General features: G+C 61.7%; 20 protein-coding genes. 10 read left to right on the top strand and 10 right to left on the bottom strand.

Features of this window, described 5'->3' with window-relative positions; all coding sequences use genetic code 11:
- Positions 1-308: 308 nt before the first annotated feature.
- Genes glnE through INS80_RS18190 form a run of 4 tightly spaced genes read left to right on the top strand, consistent with a single transcriptional unit; the run spans position 309 to position 5,193 of the window.
- Positions 309-3,107 carry a bifunctional [glutamate--ammonia ligase]-adenylyl-L-tyrosine phosphorylase/[glutamate--ammonia-ligase] adenylyltransferase gene (glnE, locus tag INS80_RS18205; protein ID WP_192966970.1) on the top strand — a complete coding sequence of 933 codons (2,799 nt, stop codon included), beginning with the start codon at positions 309-311 and terminating at the stop codon, positions 3,105-3,107.
- The gene (locus INS80_RS18200; RefSeq protein WP_192966969.1) at positions 3,091-3,369 is read left to right on the top strand and encodes a hypothetical protein; all 279 of its coding nucleotides are present in this window, start codon (positions 3,091-3,093) and stop codon (positions 3,367-3,369) included. The genes glnE and INS80_RS18200 overlap by 17 nt, the downstream gene beginning before the upstream one ends.
- Positions 3,370-3,422: 53 nt before the next feature.
- The gene (locus tag INS80_RS18195) at positions 3,423-4,646 is read left to right on the top strand and encodes an RSP_2647 family RNA methyltransferase (protein ID WP_192966968.1); all 1,224 of its coding nucleotides are present in this window, start codon (positions 3,423-3,425) and stop codon (positions 4,644-4,646) included.
- A gap of 4 nt (positions 4,647-4,650) precedes the next feature.
- The gene (locus tag INS80_RS18190) at positions 4,651-5,193 is read left to right on the top strand and encodes an RSP_2648 family PIN domain-containing protein (protein WP_192966967.1); all 543 of its coding nucleotides are present in this window, start codon (positions 4,651-4,653) and stop codon (positions 5,191-5,193) included.
- Between the two features lie 3 nt (positions 5,194-5,196).
- On the opposite strand, the gene INS80_RS18185 is transcribed toward INS80_RS18190, so the two are convergent.
- The 8 genes from INS80_RS18185 to INS80_RS18150 form a co-directional block, all read right to left on the bottom strand.
- Positions 5,197-6,189: an LLM class flavin-dependent oxidoreductase gene (locus INS80_RS18185; RefSeq protein ID WP_192966966.1), complete on the bottom strand. Its 993-nt coding sequence runs from the start codon at positions 6,187-6,189 to the stop codon at positions 5,197-5,199.
- 86 nt (positions 6,190-6,275) lie between these two features.
- Positions 6,276-6,962, bottom strand: a complete 687-nt coding sequence (locus INS80_RS18180) for a M48 family metallopeptidase (protein ID WP_192966965.1) — start codon at positions 6,960-6,962, stop codon at positions 6,276-6,278.
- Between the two features lie 31 nt (positions 6,963-6,993).
- On the bottom strand, positions 6,994-8,427 hold the full coding sequence (locus tag INS80_RS18175) for an HD-GYP domain-containing protein (protein WP_192966964.1): 1,434 nt from the start codon (positions 8,425-8,427) through the stop codon (positions 6,994-6,996).
- A gap of 289 nt (positions 8,428-8,716) precedes the next feature.
- Entirely contained in the window at positions 8,717-10,159 is a 1,443-nt protein-coding gene (locus INS80_RS18170) for an HD-GYP domain-containing protein (RefSeq protein WP_192966963.1), read from the bottom strand.
- Positions 10,160-10,310: 151 nt separating this feature from the next.
- Positions 10,311-11,495: a vWA domain-containing protein gene (locus INS80_RS18165; protein ID WP_192966962.1), complete on the bottom strand. Its 1,185-nt coding sequence runs from the start codon at positions 11,493-11,495 to the stop codon at positions 10,311-10,313.
- A 22-nt stretch (positions 11,496-11,517) separates the two neighbouring features.
- Positions 11,518-11,685: a hypothetical protein gene (locus INS80_RS18160; RefSeq protein WP_192966961.1), complete on the bottom strand. Its 168-nt coding sequence runs from the start codon at positions 11,683-11,685 to the stop codon at positions 11,518-11,520.
- Positions 11,686-11,752: 67 nt separating this feature from the next.
- Complete coding sequence (locus tag INS80_RS18155) at positions 11,753-13,057, bottom strand: DUF2927 domain-containing protein (protein ID WP_192966960.1); 1,305 nt, start codon at positions 13,055-13,057, stop codon at positions 11,753-11,755.
- 216 nt (positions 13,058-13,273) lie between these two features.
- Positions 13,274-14,116 carry an AAA family ATPase gene (locus INS80_RS18150; RefSeq protein ID WP_192966959.1) on the bottom strand — a complete coding sequence of 281 codons (843 nt, stop codon included), beginning with the start codon at positions 14,114-14,116 and terminating at the stop codon, positions 13,274-13,276.
- 198 nt (positions 14,117-14,314) lie between these two features.
- On the opposite strand from INS80_RS18150, the gene dksA reads away from it, so the two are divergent.
- On the top strand, positions 14,315-14,737 hold the full coding sequence (gene dksA / locus INS80_RS18145; RefSeq protein ID WP_192966958.1) for an RNA polymerase-binding protein DksA: 423 nt from the start codon (positions 14,315-14,317) through the stop codon (positions 14,735-14,737).
- A gap of 95 nt (positions 14,738-14,832) precedes the next feature.
- On the top strand, positions 14,833-16,002 hold the full coding sequence (locus INS80_RS18140; protein WP_192966957.1) for an FAD-dependent monooxygenase: 1,170 nt from the start codon (positions 14,833-14,835) through the stop codon (positions 16,000-16,002).
- Positions 16,003-16,009: 7 nt separating this feature from the next.
- Here the strand turns inward: INS80_RS18140 and xth are convergent, their stop codons facing one another.
- Positions 16,010-16,816 (bottom strand): exodeoxyribonuclease III, encoded by an 807-nt coding sequence (gene xth, locus INS80_RS18135; protein WP_192966956.1) that lies wholly within the window; start codon positions 16,814-16,816, stop codon positions 16,010-16,012.
- A gap of 385 nt (positions 16,817-17,201) precedes the next feature.
- On the opposite strand from xth, the gene INS80_RS18130 reads away from it, so the two are divergent.
- From INS80_RS18130 to INS80_RS18120, 3 genes are all read left to right on the top strand, one after another.
- Positions 17,202-17,561: a DUF6749 family protein gene (locus INS80_RS18130; protein WP_192966955.1), complete on the top strand. Its 360-nt coding sequence runs from the start codon at positions 17,202-17,204 to the stop codon at positions 17,559-17,561.
- 155 nt (positions 17,562-17,716) lie between these two features.
- Entirely contained in the window at positions 17,717-18,823 is a 1,107-nt protein-coding gene (locus INS80_RS18125; protein WP_192966954.1) for a DUF6902 family protein, read from the top strand.
- Positions 18,820-19,758, top strand: coding sequence for a DMT family transporter (locus INS80_RS18120; protein WP_369411435.1), 939 nt, complete (start codon positions 18,820-18,822; stop codon positions 19,756-19,758). Before INS80_RS18125 ends, INS80_RS18120 begins: the two co-directional genes overlap by 4 nt.
- Positions 19,759-19,827: 69 nt before the next feature.
- Here the strand turns inward: INS80_RS18120 and INS80_RS18115 are convergent, their stop codons facing one another.
- On the bottom strand, positions 19,828-20,151 hold the full coding sequence (locus tag INS80_RS18115) for a HesB/IscA family protein (RefSeq protein ID WP_192966953.1): 324 nt from the start codon (positions 20,149-20,151) through the stop codon (positions 19,828-19,830).
- Between the two features lie 95 nt (positions 20,152-20,246).
- Between INS80_RS18115 and INS80_RS18110 the strand changes: the two genes are divergently transcribed.
- Entirely contained in the window at positions 20,247-21,401 is a 1,155-nt protein-coding gene (locus INS80_RS18110; RefSeq protein WP_192966952.1) for a deoxyguanosinetriphosphate triphosphohydrolase, read from the top strand.
- Positions 21,402-21,422: the final 21 nt, after the last annotated feature.

Raw genomic sequence — 21,422 nt, 5'->3', positions numbered from 1 at the left:
ATTCAGGTGGGAGGCTGATCCGTGTTGCCTGAAGCCTGCATTCTGCAAGCCGATCGCGCCAATGGACCATTCATCGCGCTCTGTGGGTATCATTAGCAAGAAACTCGACGGCATTATGGCACCGGCCGGGCCATGCGCCAAGTTTCCGTTAATAATAGAGCTGATTTTCTTAAATGTCTCTGCGCCGTGTCGCGGCGGGCCACCTAGCGAGGCTTGCAGGCCTCACCCGCCCGCGGCAAATCACGTCTCAGAACCCATTGAATGAAAAGCGCATTGACCCTTGGGGCCGTGCGGAACAGAGTTGCGCCATGACCGATGCATTCGATATCAGCCGCCTGCCTCATGCCTTTGATCCCGTGCTTGGCAAAGAGGCGCGCGCTCTTGTTCCAGGGCTTGCCAATGAGGCAGCTGACCTTGTCGCCGGGGCAGGAGGCTCCAGCCCTTATTTGATGGGATTGATCTCTCGGGAAGGGGACTGGTTGGCCGAGGCTCTTGCCGCTCCGCGTCGTGCATTGGATCTTGTGTTTGCCGATTGTCGCCAACTACCTCGCGACCAGCTTAAACCCGGTCTGCGTCAGGCAAAGCGGCGGGTCGCGCTTTTGACAGCCCTGTGTGATCTTGGCGGTGTCTGGCCACTTGAAGAGGTGACGGGTGCGTTGACGGATTTTGGGGCGCTTTGCGCTGATGTGGCGATCAAATCAGAGATTGCCGCTTTGATTCGGCGCAAGAAGCTTCCGGGGCTGTGTGAGGACGATGTCGAAACGGCGGGTGGCCTCAGCATCCTTGCCATGGGCAAGATGGGCGCCCATGAGCTCAACTATTCCTCGGATATCGACTTGATCTGCCTTTTCGACGAAACCCGGTTCGCGCCTGAAGACTTTTACGAAGCGCGGCAGGGCATGGTGCGTGCGACCCGAAATATGTGCGCGCTGCTCAGCGACAAGACCGGTGATGGCTATGTGTTCCGCACCGATCTGCGTCTGCGACCCGATCCCTCCGTCACGCCTGTTGCACTCGCGATGGAGGCGGCCGAACGCTATTACGAAAGCCTGGGCCGCACCTGGGAGCGCGCCGCCTATATCAAAGCCCGCGCCTGCGCTGGGGATATCGCTGCGGGGGAAAAGTTCCTCGCTTCCCTGCGACCCTTTATCTGGCGGCGGCACCTGGATTTTGCCGCCATTCAGGACGCCCACGACATGCGCCTCAGGATCCGCGAAACCAAGGGCACCGGCGGCGCCATTACCGTGCCCGGCCATGACATGAAACTGGGGCGTGGCGGCATTCGAGAGATCGAGTTCTTTACTCAGACCCGGCAGTTGATCGCGGGCGGGCGCGATGAAAGCCTGCGCCTGCGCGGCACCGTCGAAGGGCTTGCGGCGCTTGCCGGCAAAGGCTGGATCCCCGGTGATGTGGCCGAAACCCTCACCGATCACTACCGCTTCCATCGTGAGGTGGAGCATCGCATCCAGATGGTCCATGACGCCCAGACCCACCGAATGCCGCAATCCGAAGACGGCATTGCCCGTGTTGCCTGCCTCATGGGGCGCGATCCGAAGGATCTGCAAGACGAGATCCGCAGCCGTCTGACAGAGGTGCATGAGCTGACCGAGGATTTCTTTGCGCCCGATGCCGCTCCGGCTGCAGCGCCTGCGGTGCCCGAGGGGCTGGATGAGAGCGTCATCGCCCGCTGGCCCACCTATCCTGCGCTGCGCTCGGCGCGAGGGGCACAGATCTTCGAACGGCTGAAGCCGGAGCTTTTGGCTCGACTTGCCCGTACCGCCAAGCCCGGAGAGGCGCTCTTGGCGCTCGATGGGTTCCTGGCCGGTCTGCCCGCTGGAGTGCAGCTGTTTTCCCTGTTCGAGGCCAACCCGCAGCTGATGGATCTTCTTGTGGATATCGTCGGCACCTCGGCGGAACTGGCCACCTTCCTGTCGCGCAATTCCGGCGTTTTTGATGCGGTGATTGGCGGCTCGTTCTTCGATCCCTGGCCGGGGCGGGAGGCCCTCACCCAGCAGCTTGAAGCCTTGCTGGAGGCGGAAGGTGATTATGAGGCGCAGTTGGATACCGCTCGGCGCTGGTGCAAGGAATGGCATTTCCGCATCGGGGTGCATCACCTGCGCGGGCTGATCGATGCAGAGGCCGCAGGCGTGCAGTATGCCGAGCTGGCCGAGGCGGTGATCGCCGCCCTGGTGCCCTGCGTCGAGGCGCAGTTTGCGGCGAAACACGGGGCCGCCCCCGGGCGCGGGGCGGCGGTCGTCGCCATGGGCTCGCTGGGCGCGGGACGGATCAACGCGCAGTCCGACCTGGATGTGATCGTGATCTATGACCCGCAAGAGGTGGAGGCATCGGACGGCAAACGCCCGCTGGCGACGCGGCCCTATTTCGCGCGCCTGACCCAGGCTCTGATCACCGCGCTGACCGCGCCGATGGCGCAGGGACGGCTTTACGAGGTGGACATGCGCCTGCGCCCCTCGGGCAACCAGGGGCCTGTGGCGACCAGCCTTGCCAGCTTTACCAACTATCAGCAGAACGAGGCCTGGGTCTGGGAGCATCTGGCCCTGACCCGCGCCCGTGCCATCGCGGGGCCGGATGACCTGTGCGCCGACATCGAAGCGATCCGCGATCAGGTTCTGTCGCGTAGCCGCGACAAGACGCAGATCCTGACCGAGGTTTCTAACATGCGGGCCCGCATCGCTGCAGCCAAGGCGCCAGCCGGGATCTGGGATGCCAAGACCGGCGCCGGGCGGATGATGGATATCGAGCTAGTGGCACAGGCAGGGGCGCTCTTGTCGGCGTCGGGCGTGCGGGATGTGGCAGGTGGTCTGCAGGCGGCTGTCGCCTGTGGTTGGCTGAGTGCCGCAGAAAGTGATGCCCTGCGCGGTGCCTACGCCCTATATTGGTCGGTGCAGACGGCGGCGCGGCTGCTGTCTCCCAAGGGGCTCGATGCGGCAACATTGGGGGAGGGCGTCGCTATGTTCCTGTGTCGCAGCAGCGGGTTCGACACGCTCGTGGCGCTTGAGCAGGACCTCGCTGCGCGTTACACCGCCTGCGCAGACATAATAGATGCGGCTTTGAAACGGGAAGGGGCCGATGCCAGCACGCAATGATCAGGATCCGCTGGATCCTAAGGGGCTGATCCGCGAGGCCTTTCGCATCGAGGGCATCGACGCCAGCCAGTGTCGCAGCATCTTTCTTGACTGGGCGCTGAGCCTGTCGGCTGAATTTGACAACCGCGAGGCCATCCGTGCGCTGCTTGGGCGATATAGCGAAGCCCAGCCACAGCACCCCATGTGCTCGGTTCTGAGCGAAGGCCTGGCAGAGATGGCCCGCCCGCGTAGGCGTGGCGGATGGCGTAGCCGCGATCGCTAGCCCCCTTTGACCAGACCACTTCCCTCGGGTCGCTTGCGGGGCTATGAGGGGGCATGACAGATACAGCCTCCACCCCCTCTGCGCCCCAGCGCGCCCGCGTAAAACTGAAGCCCAAGGCGAACGCCCGTGCGATCCGCCACGGCTTCCCTTGGGTCTATGCCAATGAGCTGGTCACCGACCGGCGCACCCGCAAGCTGGCGCCGGGCACTTTGGCGGTGCTGGAGGATGAGGCGATGCGCCCCTTGGGGCTGGTCGCGGTAAATTCTGAAAGCAAGATCATCGCCCGGATGCTGGATCGCGACCCCGAAGCGGTGATCGATCAAGCCTGGTTCGCGGCCCGGCTGAAACGGGCGCAGGATATGCGGGCCCAGCTTTATGATGCGCCTTGTTACCGTCTGGTCCATGCCGAGGCGGACGGTCTGCCCGGCGTTGTGATCGACCGATTTGGCGCGGCCTGCGTGGTGCAGCCGAATGCTGCCTGGGCCGAGGCGCATCTTGACGCGCTGACGGCAGCTTTGGCCGAGGTCACGGGCGCCGAAGTGATCCTCAAGAACGCCTCGGGTCGTACGCGGAGCCTTGAAGGGCTTGACGATCAGAACGCGACCCTGTTGGGCGAAGCGCCCACCGTGCCGGTTCCGGTGGTCATGAATGGTGCGACCTATATGGCCGACCTCACCGGTGGGCAAAAGACGGGCCTGTTCTTCGATCAGCGCGAAAACCACGCTTTCGCCGCGCGGCTGGTGGCGCCGGGAGCCAAGGTGCTGGACGTGTTTTCCCATGTGGGCGGCTTTGGTCTTGCCATGCTGGCCGCCGGTGCGGGGGAGGCGACTTGTGTTGACGGCTCGGCCGCGGCGCTGCAACTGGCGGGGCAGGGCGCGGCCGCCGCTGGTTGGCAAGATCGCTTTACTGCGCGTCAGGGCGATGCCTTTGACGTGCTGACGGCCCTTGGTGCGGAGGGCGCGCAATTCGACGTGGTGATCTGCGACCCGCCTGCTTTTGCGCCGTCAAAGAACGCACTTGAGGCAGGCCTTCGCGCCTACGAGCGGGTGGCCAAGCTGGCGGCCCCCCTTGTCGCGCCGGGTGGCTATCTGGGCCTCTGCTCCTGCTCTCATGCGGCAGACCTGACGCGGTTCCGCAATGCTTCGGCCCGCGGGATTGGCAAGGCGGGGCGGCGCGGGCAGCTAATTCACACCGGTTACGCAGGCCCCGACCATCCGCAGATGCCGCAGCTCGCGGAAAGCGGATACTTGAAGGCCGTATTCTTCCGGCTGGACTGAGCCTTTGAAGCTGCTTCTCGACACTTGCGTTCTCTACCCCACCGTGATGCGGGAGATGCTATTGGGTGCGGCGCGGCTTGGGCTTTACGCACCGCTGTGGTCCGAGCGTATCCTGGAGGAATGGCGCCGCGCGGCGCTGAAACTTGGCCCTGAAGGGGCCGCGCAGGCCCAGGCCGAAGTGGCTATGCTGCAGGCGGGTTGGCCGGGTGCCGTGGTGCCGCCCGCCCCGGGCGTGGAGGCGCGGCTGTGGCTGCCGGATACGGCGGATGTGCATGTGCTGGCGGCGGCCATTGCGGGCCATGCCGATGGCATTGTCACCATGAATGCCAAGGATTTCCCCCGCCATACACTGTCCGAAGAAGGGCTGAAACGGATCGGCCCGGATGAACTGCTCTATGATTTGTGGCTCAAGGAGCAAGCGGGGATGGAGGCCGTCGGGGAGGCTGTTCTGGCCGAGGCCAACCGCCTGTCGGGTGGCGGCTGGCAGATGCGTCCCTTGCTGAAAAAGGCGCGCCTGCCACGTCTGGCCAAGGCGCTGGCGGGCTAAGCCTCAGAGATCTTTCAGGATACCAGCAGCAATCTCGAAAGAGCGCATCCGGGCGCGATGGTCGTGGATCTGCCCGGTGAGGATCACCTCATCCGGCTGATAGCGGGCGATGATCTCTGACAGCTGGCTGCGCACGGTTTCAGGGCTGCCGACGGCGGTGATGCGCAGCGCCTCGTTGACGCCTGCCAGCACATGCGGCTGCAGATGGTCATTGATGTTCTCCACCGGCGCGGGCAGCTTGCCGGGGCGGCCCAGACGCAGCCGTGCAAAGGCCTGCTGCATCGAGGTGCGCAGGCGGACCCCTTCGGCGTCGGTGTCGGCGGCAAAGACGTTGATCGCCATCATCGCATGAGGCCCTTCCAGAAACACCGAAGGCTGGAAACTGCGGCGATAGACCTCCAGCGCCTCTTCAAGCGCTTGCGGTGCAAAATGCGAGGCAAAGGCATAAGGCAGGCCCAGATGCGCGGCCAGCTGCGCCCCATAAAGGCTGGATCCGAGGATCCAGACCGGCACATTGGTGCCTTGCCCCGGAAAGGCGCGCACGGGGGCCTTTTCATCCTCGGGCGCCATGAAGCCGATGAGGTCGATCACATCCTGCGGGAAACTATCGCCACTGGCGGCAGCGCCCATGCCCCGGCGAAGGGCGCGGGCGGTCTGCATATCGGTGCCCGGCGCACGGCCCAATCCCAGATCGATGCGGTCGCCATAAAGGGAGGCCAGCGTGCCAAAGGCCTCGGCCACCATGTAGGGCGCGTGATTGGGTAGCATGATGCCCCCCGCGCCAACGCGGATCGTGCTGGTGTGATTTGCGATATGGCCGATCAACACGGCAGTTGCGGCGCTAGCGATCCCCGGCATGTTGTGATGCTCGGCCAGCCAGTAGCGGTGATAGCCAAGGCTTTCGGCGTGGCGCGCGAGCTCGGTGCTGTTCTTCAGCGCCTGGGGAATGTCGGAGCCTTCGGGCACAGGGGCAAGATCGAGCAGAGAATAGCGCATGGGGAGCCTCGGTCGCGATGTCTTTGCCCAGATGTGGCCCTTCCAGTCACGGGAAGCAAGGTGTCGGCTGGGGGCGTGACCCTGCGTTACGATCTGGCCCAGTCTGCTTCGAGCCGTTCAATGGCGGCGATGCGCTGCTCGGTTTTTGGGTGGCTCATCAGCCAAGCTGGTGCCATGCCGGCGCGCGACTGGGTGAGTTCTTCGAGCTTGAGAAAGAGGCTTTTCTGCGGCTCCACCCCGATGCCTGCCTTCATCAAAAGGGCGGCGGCATATTCATCTGCCTCGTATTCATCGCCGCGCGACAGGCGCGCAGCCAGCAGATTTGCGAGCAGCCCCGCGATCCACGGGCCGACAAAGGGGATGTAACGGCCCAGGATCATCATCAGCGCCGTGCGCAGGGCGTTCTGGCCGGAAAAATCAATGATCCGTTTTTTCGAATGCCCCAGCGCCACATGGCCGATTTCATGGGCGATGACCGAGGCCAGCTCGGCATCGGTGACCTCGCCCGCCTCATACTTGCGGTAAAACCCACGGGTGATGAAGATTCGCCCGTCCGGAGCCGCCAGTCCGTTCACCGGATCCACCTCGTAGATGAAGACGGGAATGTCCGCGACCTCAAGCGCGGCGGCCAGGCGGTCGGTCAGCTTTTTCAGACGCGGATCGGCAAGCCGGGTCGAACGGGCGTCCAGCTCGCGGTGGGTCCGCCAGACGGAAATCCGGTAGGAAATCAGGCCATATATCACGGCCAGAAGGATCGGGGTCAAACGCAGCATGGCCTAGATATGGGGCTGCGCAGGCCTGCGCTCAAGCAGAATGTTTGCCCTGTTCCTCTGGGGCGTCCATTGCGCCATCTGTTGTCAGCTGCCGCGCCGGCCAGCCGCTGAGGCAGATCGCATCCTGCAGGGCGGTATAACAGTCCGTATCTATCGCTGTGCCAGCAAGATCGTCCATGATCGCGAAGGTTTTTTCCAGGGGCATGGCTTCGCGATAGGGGCGGTCGGCGGTCAGCGCATCGAAGATATCCGCAACCGCAAGTATCCGCATGTCCAGACTGAGCGCGTCTGCGCCCACGCCATGTGGGTATCCCTTTCCGTCCAGGCGTTCATGGTGGGCCGAGGCCACGTCTGCCAGTTCCTGAAAGGCGGCGATGCGGCTCAGGACTTCATGGCCCAGGACGGGATGGCGTTTGATCTGGGCGAATTCCTCGTCCGTCAGTTTGCCGGGTTTGTCGAGAATGCTGTTTGAGACGCCCAGCTTGCCAATGTCATGCAACAGGGCAGCGCGCACCATCCAACGGCGGTGGGCAGGGGCATGTCCCAATTGTTCGCAGATCATGCCCGTATAGCGGGCGACACGTTCCGAATGGCCGTGGGTAAAGGGGCTCTTGGCGTCGATCACCAGCGCAAAGGCATGGCTGATCTCATCTAGATAATCCTCATCCAGCTTTAGGGTATGGCTGGCTGGCGCGCGGGCAAAGACATCTTCTTCGCGGGCAGGATCGGTCAGATCCTCTGCAAAACCGGGGCGGCGGATCACTTCGGAAAAGACCGGCACCAGATCCGGGTCGAACCAGCTACCGGCGCGCGCTTCCAGTTCCAGTGCGGCGGCTTCGGCGCCTAGTTCCAGCGTGAACACATCCGTGACCTGCGCCATCAGGGCAATGCGCGCCATCAGCGGGATCTCTGCGCCCTTCAGGCCCATGGGCCGCCCGGCGCCATCCCAGTGTTCATCAAGGCAGGCGATGGCCGTGGCCACCTCTTCGGAGAACCGCATCTGGCGGGCAATCTCGGCCCCCCTGTCGCAGCGGGTCTGGATCAGCTCCTGCGCGATGGCGTCATTGTTGGACAAAACATGGCCCAGCGTCTTGATCCGCTGCATCACCGAGGATCGCACGGCAGTATTGCTGGTCAGAAACCGGATCCCCTTGCGAGTGCCGCGCACGGTCTTGAAATCGCGTTTGAATCTCAGATCGTCCGTCAGATAAAGCTGGCAGATCCGGGCCGCATTGGAGCTGCATCCCAGATCCTTCATCAGCAGCGCAAAATAAAGATCTTCGCGATGCTGGTGGGACAGCGCCAGCGCATCTGCCACCTCCAGCCCGATCCAGCAGCAGCGTACACAATGGCCTTTGGGCTGACCTTCGGTCATGTCGAGCGCATGGCTGAGTGCGCCGAGCAATTCCCCCAGACGCAAGCTGGAGGCCGCGGGGTAGGGATGGACGGGATCTGGGGTGTTCATTTTCGCCGCATAACCTCAATCGCTGCATCGGCAAGGCCAAACCAGAAGACCCGGCAACACGGGCCGCAGTCTAGGCAGGGAGGCATAACGTCAGATTAATGGAAAAGACCGCTTTGCCGGTGTGGGGGGGCTTGTCAGGCGCGGATTCGCAAGTCGTGCCAGGCGGGCGTCCAGATCGGTGTGGGTTCGCCAGACGGAAATCCGGTGGGAAATCAGACCGTAGATCCCGGCCGATGGGAACGGGGGCAAATGCGGCACGGAGTGGAAATGGGGCGGCAGGCCCGCCCGCTCAACCGGTTTGTTGACCCGAACCCGAAGGCATTGCTGTTTCGGTAATCCAATCGGTGTCACCCGCCAATTCGGTCGCAGGCCAGCCGCTTTGCGTGATGGCATCCTGAAGGGCGACATAGCAATCGGGATCGATACCTGCGCCTGCCATCTTGTCCATGATGCCGTAGGCCTCATCCAGGGAGAGAGCATCGCGGTAAGGGCGGTCGGCAGTCAGCGCATCGAATATATCGGCCACTGCCAGAATGCGCATTTCCAGAGTCAGTTCCTCTGCCTTGAGGCCATAGGGATAGCCCATGCCGTCTGGGCGCTCGTGATGGGCAACAATCACATCGGCCATCTGACCAAAGGCGCCCACACGGCTGAGAACCTCGTAGCCCCAGGTGGGATGTTGACGGATTATCTCCATCTCGTCCGAAGTCAATTTTCCAGGCTTGTCGAGGAGTGTGTTGGATATGCCTAGCTTGCCAATGTCATGCAGCAGCGCGGCGCGGGCCATCCAGCGGATGTGGCCGGGCGCAAAGCCAAGCTGTGTGCAGATCATTCGGGTGTAGCGCGCGACCCGCTCTGAATGGCCATGGGTGAACGGGCTTTTGGCATCAATGACCAGCGCAAAGGCATGGCTGATTTCATCGAGGTAGTCTTCGTCAACGGCTGCGATCTGCAAAGCGTGGGCGCTGGAGAATACTTCATTTTCAAGCTGGGGAGATTTCAGGTCTTCGGCGAACCCGGGGCGGCGGATGATCCGCGTAAACACGGGGACGAGGGCTGGATCAAACCATATCCCGGATCGCGCTTCCAACTCCGCGGCGGCATCTTCTGCGCTAAAATCCATAACGAAAACATCTGTCACCTGCGCCATCAGGGCAATACGCGACATCAACGGGATCTGATCCTCGCTCATGCCGAGCGGACGGCCGCCGCCATCCCAGTGTTCGTCCAGGGCGGCGATCGCTTCGGCGACTTCCTCGGAAAACCGCATGCGGCGGGCGATTTCGGCACCGCGACCACAGCGGGTTTGGATCAGTTCGTCGTTGATGCTTTCCTTCTTGGCGATGACATGGCCCAGCCTTTTCAGCCGCGTGAGGGGCGGTGCGCCCTTTGCGGTGGAACGCACGACAAAGGGCATGCCCTGGCGGCATCCGTTCACGCGCTTGAAGTTCCGTTTGAAGGCCAGATCGTCCATCATGTAAAGCTGGTTGATCCGCGCCGCATTCGAGCTGCAGCCGGTATCCTTCATGAGAAGCGTGAAATAGAGATCCTTGCGGGTGTCCGCGGACAGGTGCAGTGCCTCGGCCACCTGCATGCCAATCCAGGCGCAGCGGATGCAATGTCCCTTGGGTTGGCCTTCAGTCATGTCCAACGCATGGCTGAGTGCGCCAAGGATTTCTCCTAGGCGCAACTCGGGCACAGTGGTGCCGTCAGTTCCAAAGCTGGTGATCATAAACTGAGCAGAACTCGCAAGGGACGCTTAACTGACCAGCGACGCTAAAAGGGCAGGCTTAATGCCTGTTTAAGATTTCTTGCTCAACTGGCCGGAAATGCCGCCGGTTTTAGGAAATTTGAAAGCAGCCTGTTCCTGCGGAATCGGCTCCTTAACGGGTCAGCTCGCGCATTCCCTTTTCCAGCCCGTGCAGGGTCATCGGCACCATACTGTCCTCAAAGATCTCGCGGATCATGCCGATGGAATGGGTGTGGTCCCAGTATTTCTCAGGGACAGGATTGATCCAGAGGTTGGATTTCCACTGCTCCCGTGCCCGCTGCAGCCAGACCTGGCCCGCCTCCTGGTTCCAATGTTCGTTTGCACCGCCCGGATAGGCGATTTCATACGGCGACATCGAGGCATCGCCCACAAAGATGCACTTGTAGTCCGGCCCGTAGGTGCGCAGCACCTCGTGGGTGGGCGTCTGCGCATCCCAGCGGCGCCGGTTGTCTCGCCAGACCCCTTCGTAAAGGCAGTTGTGGAAGTAGTAGTATTCAAGGTGCTTGAACTCGGAGCGTGCGGCTGAGAACAGCTCTTCCACCACCTTGATATGCGGATCCATCGAGCCGCCCACATCGAGAAACAGCAAGACTTTCACGGCGTTGTGCCGCTCGGGGCGGGTCTTGACGTCCAGGTAGCCATGTTCGGCGGTGGCGCGGATGGTGTGGTCGAGATCCAGCTCTTCCTGCGCACCCTCGCGCACCCAGCGGCGCAAGCGTTTCAGGGCAACCTTGATGTTGCGGGTGCCGAGTTCCACGTCGCCATCCAGATTGCGAAACTCGCGCTTGTCCCAGACCTTGACCGCGCGCTGATGGCGGCTTTCCTTCTGGCCGATGCGCACGCCTTCGGGGTTGTAGCCATAGGCGCCAAAGGGCGAGGTCCCGGCGGTGCCGATCCATTTGTTGCCGCCTTGATGGCGTCCTTCCTGCTCTTTAAGGCGCTCTTTCAAGGTCTCCATCAGCTTGTCAAAGCCGCCAAGCGCTTCGATCTCTGCGCGTTCTTCCTCGGAAAGGTGCTTCTCCGCCATTTTGCGCAGCCACTCTTCGGGGATGTCCACGGCTTCCAGAACGGCAGTGGCAGGTAGCGCCTCCAGCCCTTCGAAGGTGGCGGCAAAGGCACGGTCGAACTTGTCGATATTGCGCTCGTCCTTCACCATGGCGGCGCGCGCAAGGTAATAGAAGGCATCGATGTCATAGGTGGCCAGCCCGCGTTTCATACCCTCCAGAAAGGTCAGATACTCCCGCAAGGAAACGGGAACGGAGGCCTTTCGCAGGTTTTCGAAAAAGGGTTGGAACATCGGACGTCTATCCTTTTCGCGGTTACACGGCCATCCGGTGAATGATCAGGGTGGCCAGCAACCCGACAATACCAAAGGCGATGGCATAGACAGCGGCATATTGCAGAATATCGGCCATATTGCCGTTACGTTTCCGGGCTTTCAGCGCCCCCAGAAGCGCCCCCAGTACCAAACCAGCGATTACGATCATGTGTTGTCCGTCTGTTTCATTCTGTTTCCTGCGCCTGCTGCCCCTGACACTGTGATCCCCGAAAGTCTCAGTTGCTTCGGGGCCTCAGGCTGGCCACTTCCTGCAGCTTGGCCCGAACGGCCCAATCCGGGCCAAACCCGTAGCGTGCCCATCCAAGGCTGTCCAGCCTGACCGAGGCAGCGGCGTCGAATTGCCCCGAAAGGTCTAGCGCTTCCGCCTGCATCATCAAGGCCGTCGCCAATAGGGCCGCGTTTTCGTGGCGGGTGGCTATGGCGGGCACCGGGCCAAGCAGATCAAGCGCCAGACGGGGTTGCCCGCGCGCGATGGCATCGGCGGCCATGCGTGGACGCAGGCGGGCCTGATGCAGCTCGGTGCCGGGCTGGCTGCGCAGGACGTCCATGGCGGCTGAGAACAGCTGAAGCGAGGCCTGGGGATCCTCGGACTGGATCAGACGGCCAAGCACATAATATCCTTGGGCCAGCCTGTGATCGCGCCAGCCACGACTGCGGGCAATTTCCACTGCGGTCCGGGCCGCAATGCGCCGCTGTGTCAACCGGGTGTCAGGACCAAGTGCAGTTTCAATGGCATCGATCCAGGAACGCGGGGTGCGCGCCAGCGGACGGGGCGCAACGCGCTGCCCTTCGGGGTTGAGGCGGGCAAAGATACCGGGCAGGCGGGCAGCAACCTCGTCTCGGGACATGCCGGTTTGCAGTTCCGGGGCATAGGTTGCACGCAGGATCAGCATGTCAAAGCCAGTCAGTACGGTATGGACATTGTCGTCGTTGAAAACCGAATCCGGCAGCCGGTAGAGATCGTTCAGGGGGCCGATGGCTTGTGCAAGTTCTTCGTGCAGGCAATCGCGGGCCTCCTGAGGGCTCACGTCATTGGGCAGGAAGATCGCCAGTTGCTCGCGGCTGCGCAGCAGCGTCCAGTCGGTGTCCGGGCTGCGGCGCTTGCGCCGGAACTCAGCGAGGGACGAGACATTCGGCACCACGAAACAGGCGGCTGACGGCAGGGTTCTGCGGATTGCCTTGCGCGAGACCGTTTCGATGGTGATCTGGGCGTCAGCGCTCTGCGTGACTGAGATGTCCAGCCCGGCCTCATCGCGCAGCCGGGCCAGCAGGCGGCGCAGATCCTGCCGCAGGCTCGGCATGGGGGCGCCCGTGAGCCGCAGCGATATCGGGGTTTCAAACCGGGTCAGGACGGGCAGGGTGCCGCCGCCTTCCAGATTGAAATGCAGATCCAGAAAATCCCGCACCATATCGGAGTTGGCACGCTGCGGCGGTTCGGGCTGAGATGAGCCAAAGGCCTTGGCCGGGGGCAGGGTACTTTCAGCGATGGCAGCGCGGCTGGGCTGGCTGCCGGTTGTCATGCCCGTGCAGCCTATCAGGGCAACCGTACTGAGGGTCAGTACGACCCGCCGCAATGACCGGACCGAAAAACGGGGCGCAGATGTGATCAAGAGCAGCGATCTCCGGCGTGGCTCAGACTGGGCAGGGCGCCGCCCGTACAGGCAGCGTCCCGAGTACGATAGTAGATTGCGGCAGGAAGTAAATGTGAGCGCCCCATAGGCAAGGGGGCACAGGGGTCAGCCGCGCCGCCCGCGCGCCATGAAGGCCAGCCGCTCGAACAGATGCACGTCCTGCTCGTTCTTGAGAAGAGCGCCGTGCAGTTTCGGCAGGGCGTCGGCACCGTTGCGGGCCAGGTCTTCAGCCGTCAGATCTTCGGCCAGCAGCAGTTTCAGCCAGTCGATGACTTCCGAAGTCGAGGGTTTCTTCTTGAGCCCGGCCGTGTCGCGGATCTCGTAGAACTGGGTCAGCGCCGTGGTCAGCAGGCTTTCCTTGATGCCGGGGTGGTGTACCTCGACGATTTTCTTCATGGTCTCGGCGTCGGGGAAACGGATGTAGTGGAAGAAGCAGCGGCGCAGAAAGGCGTCCGGCAGTTCCTTTTCGTTGTTCGAGGTGATGATCATGATCGGGCGCTGCTTGGCGCGGATCGTCTCGCCGGTCTCGTAGACGTGGAACTCCATCTTGTCGAGTTCCTGCAGCAAGTCATTGGGGAACTCGATGTCTGCCTTGTCGATCTCGTCAATCAGCAGCACGACCTTCTCGTCGGCCTCAAACGCCTCCCAGAGTTTGCCCTTCTTGATGTAGTTCTTGACGTCATGCACGCGCTCATCCCCGAGCTGGCTGTCTCGCAGGCGGCTGACCGCGTCGTATTCATAAAGACCCTGCTGGGCGCGGGTGGTGGACTTCACGTTCCATTCGATCATGCGCAGGCCGAGGGCATCGGCGACCTGTTTGGCCAGCTCTGTCTTGCCGGTGCCGGGCTCGCCTTTGACCAGAAGCGGGCGCTCCAGCGTCACCGCGGCATTGACCGCGACCTTCAGATCATCTGTTGCAACATAGTCCTTGGTGCCCTGAAACTGCATGTCTGTCCTGCATCCCTTGTTGATCCGTCTGCGCCCGAACCTCTGGCCTTGCGCGATTAGAGAGCTTTTAACCTGCTGCGTTTACTATTGTGTAGTGACAATCCGTGCAGCAGGCGATAAACGCTGCGGCATGGGGAGCCGCAGTGCTTGGAAACAATTGAAGAGACCAGCATTATGGGCCAGACCGAAGGAGCCGAAATGAAGCAAGAAATGTTTCTGCCGGAAGACTATCGTCCGGCCGAAGACGAGCCTTTCATGAATGATAGGCAAGCCGAGTATTTCCGTCGCAAGCTGCTGAACTGGAAGCAGGAACTTCTGGCAGAGAGCCGCGACACAATCGAAGGATTGCAGGACAACACCCGAAACATTCCTGACGTTGCCGACCGCGCAAGCGAAGAAACGGACCGTGCCCTTGAACTGCGCACCCGTGATCGCCAGCGCAAGCTGGTTGCCAAGATCGACGCAGCCATCCGCCGTATTGATGAAGGCGAATATGGTTACTGCGAAGTCACCGGCGAGCCAATTTCCCTGAAACGCCTGGATGCGCGCCCGATCGCAACCATGAGCCTTGAGGCTCAGGAACGTCATGAGCGCCGCGAAAAGGTCCACCGCGACGACTGATCGCGACAAGGATTCGGAAAAGAGCGACGTCGGGGCCTGTGGCTCCGACGTTTTTCGTTTAAGGGAAAAGCCAAGCGGAGAATCTGCAGGTCCTTATGCAACTCAAAGACAAGACAGTCACCATCATAGGCGCTGGAATAGGTGGTCTCACGGCTGCGATCGCTTTGCGTCGGCAGGGTGCCCATGTGACGGTGCTGGAACAGGCCGAGGCGATCTCCGAGGTGGGCGCGGGTCTGCAGGTCACGCCCAATGGGCTGGCGGTGCTGAAGGCGCTGGATCTGGCTGAGGATCTGGCCTGGTGTTCCCAGCGCGCGCGTGCCGTGGTTTTGCGCAGTCACGCGCGCAGCGACGAGGTGCTGCGCCTGGATCTGGAACAATATGCCTCCGATCTGCGTTACTACTTCGTGCACCGCTCTGATCTCATCGGTGTTCTGGCCGACGCGGCCCGGCGCGCAGGCGTTAAGGTGCGTCTGCTGCAGAAGGTCGAGCGTGTCGAACTCGGCGCGCAGCCCAAGGTGCACCTGGCCAATGGCGCGCAATGCGGCGGCGATCTGGTGGTAGGCGCTGATGGTTTGCATTCCCGCCTGCGGGCCGCGCTCAATGGGGTTTCTCAGCCGTTTTTCACCGGGCAAGTCGCTTGGCGGGCCATCGTGCCTAACTCGTTCGGTCTCGGGCCGGAGGCGCAGGTCTTCATGGGGCCGGGGCGCCACTTGGTGGCGTATCCGATGCGCGATGGCTCCATCGTCAACCTAGTGGCCGCGCAGGAGCGCAAGGAATGGGCCGAGGAAGGCTGGAATCTCAAGGATGACCCCAAGAACCTGCGCCGTGCCTTTGCGGGATTTGGCGGTCTTGCCGACGATCTGTTGCGTGCTGTTGACGATGTGTCGCTTTGGGGGCTGTTTCGTCACAAGGTGGCGGAAAACTGGTATGGTGAAGCGGTGGCTCTTCTGGGCGATGCGGCGCACCCGACCCTGCCCTTCATGGCGCAGGGGGCGAACCTTGCGCTTGAAGACGCCTGGGCTCTCTCAGTCAGCTTGGAGGAAGCGCCGGATGTGGCATCCGCTCTAGCGCTTTATCAGCGTCGTCGCAGTGAACGTGCCGCAAAGGTCGTGGCAGCGGCCAACAGCAATGCCTGGAAATACCACCTGCGCCCGCCGTTCAGCTGGCCTGCGCATCAGATTCTGAAGCTCGGTGGGCGTTTTGCTCCGAGGCGCATGGTGGGACAGTTCGACTGGATCTATCGCCACGATGTGACCGCTGGTTAGCGGCGGCTCAGAGATCGAGTTCGAGCCAGACAGGTACATGATCTGACGGCTTTTCCCGCCCGCGCACATCCTTGTCGATCTGGCAATCCAGCAAAAGGTCGGCCGCCTGCGGTGTAAGCAGAAAGTGGTCGATACGGATACCATCATCGCGGTTCCAGGCGCCTGCCTGATAGTCCCAGAAGGAATAATGCCCGGGCCCCTGATGGCGGGCGCGGAAGGCCTCGGTAAAGCCAAGATTCACGATCCGCTGAAACGCAGCACGGCTTTCAGGGCGGTGAAGGGCATCCTCGGCCCAGGCTTCCGGGCGTTTGGCGTCTTCGGGCTGAGGGATGATGTTGTAGTCGCCGGCCATCAGCGCTGGCATCTCATCGGCCAACAGATCCTTGGCGCGCCTGTGCAGCCGCTCCATCCAGGCCAGCTTGTAGGCATACTTGCCGCCGGACACGGGTGCGCCGGTCTCGTCCAGCTCTACCGGGTTGCCATTGGGAAGGTATAGCCCGCAGATGCGGATCGCCTGCTTGCCCACCACGGTCGCCTCGATCCAGCGGGCCTGTTCGTCGCTGTCATCGCCGGGTAGGCCGCGGCGCACATCCTCCAACGGCAGCTTGGACAGGATCGCGACACCATTGAAACTTTTCTGCCCGTGGGTTTCCACATTGTATCCGCGCTCTTCGAATATCTCGCGCGGGAAGGCCTCGTCTACCGACTTGATTTCCTGCAGGACGGCGACATCCGGCTGCGCCTCATCCAGCCAATCGGGCAGCGCCTTGGCGCGTGCCTTGATGCCGTTGATGTTGAAAGTGGCGATTTTCATGTCCGGTCTCCGACGTAGGCAGGCCCGCTGGCGCAGTGTTTCGGCGTAGATGCTCTATCACCCAAAGCGTCTCTCAGGGCAAGAGCACCCGCCGACCTTGGAAGCGATTCGAATCAACTGTTGTGTGTGCCGGAGGGATCGCTTTGCGACTTTGTGGATATCTACCTTGAGTTGAGGTTTGGTGCTGTGCAATACTGTGTGTGTGGATAACAGTGGGAACAAGGTGTGCATGGCATTAAAACATTGAAAAGTAACAAAATTTTGTGAGTAATAGTTCATGTTGTGGGTGCAAAAAAGCAACCTGAAATTGAAGATTCCTGTTTTGGAGTCCGGATCGACCATGCCAGCGTTTTGGAGCAATCACGCAAAAACGTTGGAGGGTTCCATGACTGCATTGCTCAAGAAAAACCACACCGCATCCGCATTGGCACACACCGAGGCCGCCTCATCTGCCGACCTGTTCGCAGGCCAGGGAGCCGAGATGTTTTCGTCGGGCTCTGCGCCTGCTCAGGAGCTTGTCAGCGGTGGCGGCGCCGAAATGTTCAGCTCGGGTTCCGCACCCCGCAACGCGGACAGCATGAGCGGAGAGGCTGTTTCGTTGTTCTCTTCCGGCTCTGCGCCAATTGCGTCGGGGTGCCAGTCCGGTGGCGTTCTGACAGGTCTGTTCTCCTCAGGCTCCGCGCCGCGTGCCGAAGCACGCCGCGACCAGGGCGAGGCAACCGGGCTGTTCTCCTCGGGCAGCTGAGCAAGGCTGACCTTGAAAACGGGGTGGCTTCGGGTGCGCCCGGAGTTGCCCCCAACCGGAAGCTTGTAAGGGCGCCGCGTTCCTCGCGGTGTGGCAAGGGCCTGATCAAGCCAAGCCCTTGCGCATCAAGCAGGGGCAAACAGGAGGTCAAGGGAATGACACGTAGATCGACGGCCCAGATTCTGTCCTTTCCAGGTCGACGCATGCGCGCCGCGGCACTGGCACGGGCGAATGGGAAAGTTGATCTTTGCGCCAGTTTTGCCAACGGCAGACACTCTGCCGAAAGCGTGTTCTGGCTCAAGGAAAACGCCGAGTTGTTGAATATTCTCGAGTGCACGGGTGCCCCGGTGGACCCGTTGGCCCTTGCGCCCTACACGGATTATTATGAAACCGTCGATCGGCGGATGAGTTTCTTCCGCCCATACTACCGTTTCCTTCTTTCAATCTGTCTCGATCTCGAGGATTTGGGGTTCTCTGCCGAAAACAAGGGGGAGTCTTTGGCCCATTGGGTGAAGGCTCAGGGGCTGCCGGAGGCTGAGCTGTCCGACCTTCAGCGCGCTGAGGCGCGGCGGCTTTTGGCCCGGCGCGGTGTCGAGCTGACAATCTCAGGCCTGGATGACCGTCTGCGCGCTTTCACCGAGGCATCGCATCACTTCGCGCTTCCGAACAAGAAGATCGGTTATGAACTGACTCATATTGTCTTTTACCTCTCGGAATACGGGCGTCGCGATCCAGGCCTGTCGCATGCGGCCCTGCTAAGCCTCACGTATCTGGGGTTGGTGTCGTTTCTTGATCAGGATGCGGATCTGCTGGCCGAAGTGGCTGTGGCGCTGACCTATGCGGGCGCCGAGGTGCCGCAGGTCTGGCAGGACTGGCTTGAGCGGCAATTGAACGGATTTGAGGTGACCGAAGGCGGATTTTTGGGGCAGCCTGACGATGACCATACCTACTTTGTCGGCAACTGGTGGCAGGGTGTGTCCGGTAGCAGCAGTTTTTCCCGCAGCCTACCGTCCGGCGGGACGCTTCTGAGAAAACCGGGTGGGGATGGTGTGCTGCGCAGCCTTTCGCGCGCCTTTTTTGAGGCAGGGCCCAAGCAATTCGCGGACTGGGAGGTTGCAAAATGGCGTTTGCAGAACGTGCTGGCCCCTGCGCAGATGGTGGTTCTGGAGCAGGCTGAGGCCAGCGCGGGCGCCTTCGAAGAGTTCTATGCCCACTTCGCGCGCAGCGAAAGGGTTGGCTTCACCGGGGCGATGCGCGCATGATGAGGGCGTCATCTCAGGCCCTGACCGGCGCACTCCTGGTGGTGGTTTATACCGGCTTTATCGCGTCGGCGGATGGGATTACCAAACTATTGGCTGGGGGCTACGCCCCGGCGCAGCTTTATGCACTGTCTGGCGCCATGGTCGCAGGGCTGTGTGTCTTGAGCTGCAGTTTGGCGGCGCGGGGCACAGTGCCGAAGCGTTTGGTGCTGTTGCGGAGCTTGCGCACCGACTGCCGGTGGGCCATGGGGCTGCGGTCCGCTGCGACCGTGCTTGCGGCCGTCTGTTTCTTCTATGCGTTCCGCCTGCTGCCATTTGCAGAGGTCTTTGTCTTTATTGGCCTGATGCCACTGCTGGCGGGGCTAATGTCCGGTCCCATCCTCGGGGAGAGGGTGCGCCTCGTGACGTGGATTGCCCTCGCGGCGGGCTGTGCCGGAGTCATCTGCGTTTTTCCTGGCGGAGTTGCAGCCCTTTCAGGCGGGCATGGGGTGGCGCTTGCGGCCTCTTTCCTCGGCACGCTGTCGATCACGCTGTCGCGTTACATCGGTCGCCATGAAAGCAATGTTCTGGCGCAGGTTTTTTATCCTAACCTGGCCTTATGCCTGTGCATGCTGCCGGCGTTGCCTTTCGTATGGCAGCCAATGCCTGTGTCGGATGTGCTTTGGGCAATGAGTTATGCCGTGGCCCTGTTCGGAGCACGCTGGCTGCTGGTGGCGGCCTTGCGCCTGCTGCCGTCCTATGCCGTGACGCCGCTGATGAACCTCCAGTTCGTATGGATGGTGGCTATCGGAGCTTTGATCTTTGGGGAGGCCGTTCGTCCAGAGGCCTGGGCTGGCGCAGCCGCAATCATGGCCTCGGGTCTTTATCTGGTGTTTGATCAGTTTGGAATGGGACGCACGATGCTGGGTCGCAGCGGGGTGCCGCAGACGGATCCCTGACTGCAGGCTGATACGCGGAGGAATCCCGGCTCAATGCAATGGCGGGGCCGGACACCGCATGGACAAAACTCACATAGAAAAAGAAGTGCCGCAGCCGCAGCTTGAGCTCGCATTCGGGTTGTCGATGGTGAAACGCGCGCCGATCAGCTCCTCGGTGAAGTCAATGACTGCGTTTTCCAGAAATGGCAGCGATACGGCATCGACCACGACTTTTTCGCCGCCACCTTCAAGCACGAGATCGTCTTCCTTTGGAGTATCAAGAGCGATCTCATACTGAAAACCCGAACACCCGCCGCCTTCGACGGCAACACGCAAAGCCTGGCCCTGACCAGCGGCTCCGATCTCGGCAAGGCGCTCAAAGGCGCGTTCGGTTACTTTTGGGGGCATTTGCATCTAAATCTCTCCCAAATGCAGGTTGCAGCGTGCTACGATCTATATAGAAACGAGCGAAGCGGACGGCAAGATTTGCACAAGGATAAAGATCAGGAATGAACGCACCTTTTGCCACGATGCCGGATAAAAGCCGCGGTCGTCTGGTCGCCGAGGAAGAAAGCTATTTCCGCTCTCCCTTTCAGAGGGACCGTGATCGTATCATCCATGCCAGCGCGTTCCGTCGTCTCAAACACAAGACCCAGGTCTTCGTGGAGCACGAGGGCGACAACTACCGCACACGGTTGACCCATTCCATCGAGGTGGCGCAGGTGGCCCGGACCATCGCGGGCGCCCTGGGACTCAATCAGGAACTGACCGAGGCGGTGGCGCTGGCGCACGATTTGGGGCACACGCCGTTCGGCCACACGGGCGAAGATGCGCTGCACGCCCTGATGGGGCCCTATGGCGGCTTTGATCACAATGCCCAAGCGATCCGCATCGTTACAAGCCTTGAACGTCACTACGCGAATTTCGACGGTCTGAACCTGACCTGGGAGACGCTGGAGGCAATTGCCAAACACAACGGACCGGTCAAGGGCAAGCTGCCCTGGGCCTTGGCAGAGTTCAACGCCAAGATGGATCTCGAGCTGCACACCCACGCCAGCGCCGAGGCGCAGGTGGCGGCTTTGGCGGATGATATCGCCTACAACAACCACGATCTGCACGACGGTTTGCGCGCGGGTCTGTTCTCTGACGCCGAGGTGGCGCGGCTCCCCATCGTCAGTTCCGCCTATCGCGATGTGGATCTGCGCTATCCGGGCCTTGAGAAGAACCGTCGGCGCCACGAGGCTTTGCGCCGCGTCTTCGGCGTGATGGTCGAGGATGTGATCGAGACCTCGCGTGAGCGGTTGGAGGAGGCGGGCGTGCGGTCGGTTGAGGATGTGCGCGCGCTGGATGCGCCCGTGATTGCCTTCTCCGATGGGCTGTGGCTGGATATGCAGGACATCCGGTCTTTCCTGTTCGAGCGCATGTACCGGGCGCCAAAGGTGATGGAAAAGCGCGCCGAGGTGTCTCGTGTGGTCGAGGCCCTGTTTCCGTTCTTTCTGGAAAATCCGATGGAAATGCCGGACCGCTGGCACGCAGAAATCCGTCTGGCCGCGAACCGGACGGCCCTTGCCCGGCTGGTGTCGGATTACATTGCAGGGATGACCGACCGTTTTGCGCTTCAACTCCACGAGACGTTGATCCTGGGCAAGGCCAACCCGTCCTGATCAGGGCGCCGCGCTGCTGGG

It is taken from the genome of Phycobacter azelaicus, assembly GCF_014884385.1.
GTDB classification, from domain to species: Bacteria; Pseudomonadota; Alphaproteobacteria; order Rhodobacterales; family Rhodobacteraceae; genus Phycobacter; species Phycobacter azelaicus.
The sequence above is the reverse complement of the archived record's forward strand: the minus strand, read 5'-3'. Positions and strand labels throughout refer to the sequence as shown.

What these genes read in the sequence shown, in the direction of transcription:
- xth (WP_192966956.1), bottom strand. Translation starts at nt 16,816, where the DNA reads ATGAAAATCGCCACTTTCAACATCAACGGCATCAAGGCACGCGCCAAG.
- dksA (WP_192966958.1), top strand. Translation starts at nt 14,315, where the DNA reads ATGAAGCAAGAAATGTTTCTGCCGGAAGACTATCGTCCGGCCGAAGAC.
- INS80_RS18130 (WP_192966955.1), top strand. Translation starts at nt 17,202, where the DNA reads ATGACTGCATTGCTCAAGAAAAACCACACCGCATCCGCATTGGCACAC.
- INS80_RS18150 (WP_192966959.1), bottom strand. Translation starts at nt 14,116, where the DNA reads ATGCAGTTTCAGGGCACCAAGGACTATGTTGCAACAGATGATCTGAAG.
- glnE (WP_192966970.1), top strand. Translation starts at nt 309, where the DNA reads ATGACCGATGCATTCGATATCAGCCGCCTGCCTCATGCCTTTGATCCC.
- INS80_RS18180 (WP_192966965.1), bottom strand. Translation starts at nt 6,962, where the DNA reads ATGCTGCGTTTGACCCCGATCCTTCTGGCCGTGATATATGGCCTGATT.
- INS80_RS18115 (WP_192966953.1), bottom strand. Translation starts at nt 20,151, where the DNA reads ATGCAAATGCCCCCAAAAGTAACCGAACGCGCCTTTGAGCGCCTTGCC.
- INS80_RS18110 (WP_192966952.1), top strand. Translation starts at nt 20,247, where the DNA reads ATGAACGCACCTTTTGCCACGATGCCGGATAAAAGCCGCGGTCGTCTG.
- INS80_RS18175 (WP_192966964.1), bottom strand. Translation starts at nt 8,427, where the DNA reads ATGAACACCCCAGATCCCGTCCATCCCTACCCCGCGGCCTCCAGCTTG.
- INS80_RS18165 (WP_192966962.1), bottom strand. Translation starts at nt 11,495, where the DNA reads ATGTTCCAACCCTTTTTCGAAAACCTGCGAAAGGCCTCCGTTCCCGTT.
- INS80_RS18155 (WP_192966960.1), bottom strand. Translation starts at nt 13,057, where the DNA reads ATGACAACCGGCAGCCAGCCCAGCCGCGCTGCCATCGCTGAAAGTACC.
- INS80_RS18140 (WP_192966957.1), top strand. Translation starts at nt 14,833, where the DNA reads ATGCAACTCAAAGACAAGACAGTCACCATCATAGGCGCTGGAATAGGT.
- INS80_RS18125 (WP_192966954.1), top strand. Translation starts at nt 17,717, where the DNA reads ATGACACGTAGATCGACGGCCCAGATTCTGTCCTTTCCAGGTCGACGC.
- INS80_RS18170 (WP_192966963.1), bottom strand. Translation starts at nt 10,159, where the DNA reads ATGATCACCAGCTTTGGAACTGACGGCACCACTGTGCCCGAGTTGCGC.
- INS80_RS18160 (WP_192966961.1), bottom strand. Translation starts at nt 11,685, where the DNA reads ATGATCGTAATCGCTGGTTTGGTACTGGGGGCGCTTCTGGGGGCGCTG.
- INS80_RS18195 (WP_192966968.1), top strand. Translation starts at nt 3,423, where the DNA reads ATGACAGATACAGCCTCCACCCCCTCTGCGCCCCAGCGCGCCCGCGTA.
- INS80_RS18200 (WP_192966969.1), top strand. Translation starts at nt 3,091, where the DNA reads ATGCCAGCACGCAATGATCAGGATCCGCTGGATCCTAAGGGGCTGATC.
- INS80_RS18120 (WP_369411435.1), top strand. Translation starts at nt 18,820, where the DNA reads ATGATGAGGGCGTCATCTCAGGCCCTGACCGGCGCACTCCTGGTGGTG.
- INS80_RS18185 (WP_192966966.1), bottom strand. Translation starts at nt 6,189, where the DNA reads ATGCGCTATTCTCTGCTCGATCTTGCCCCTGTGCCCGAAGGCTCCGAC.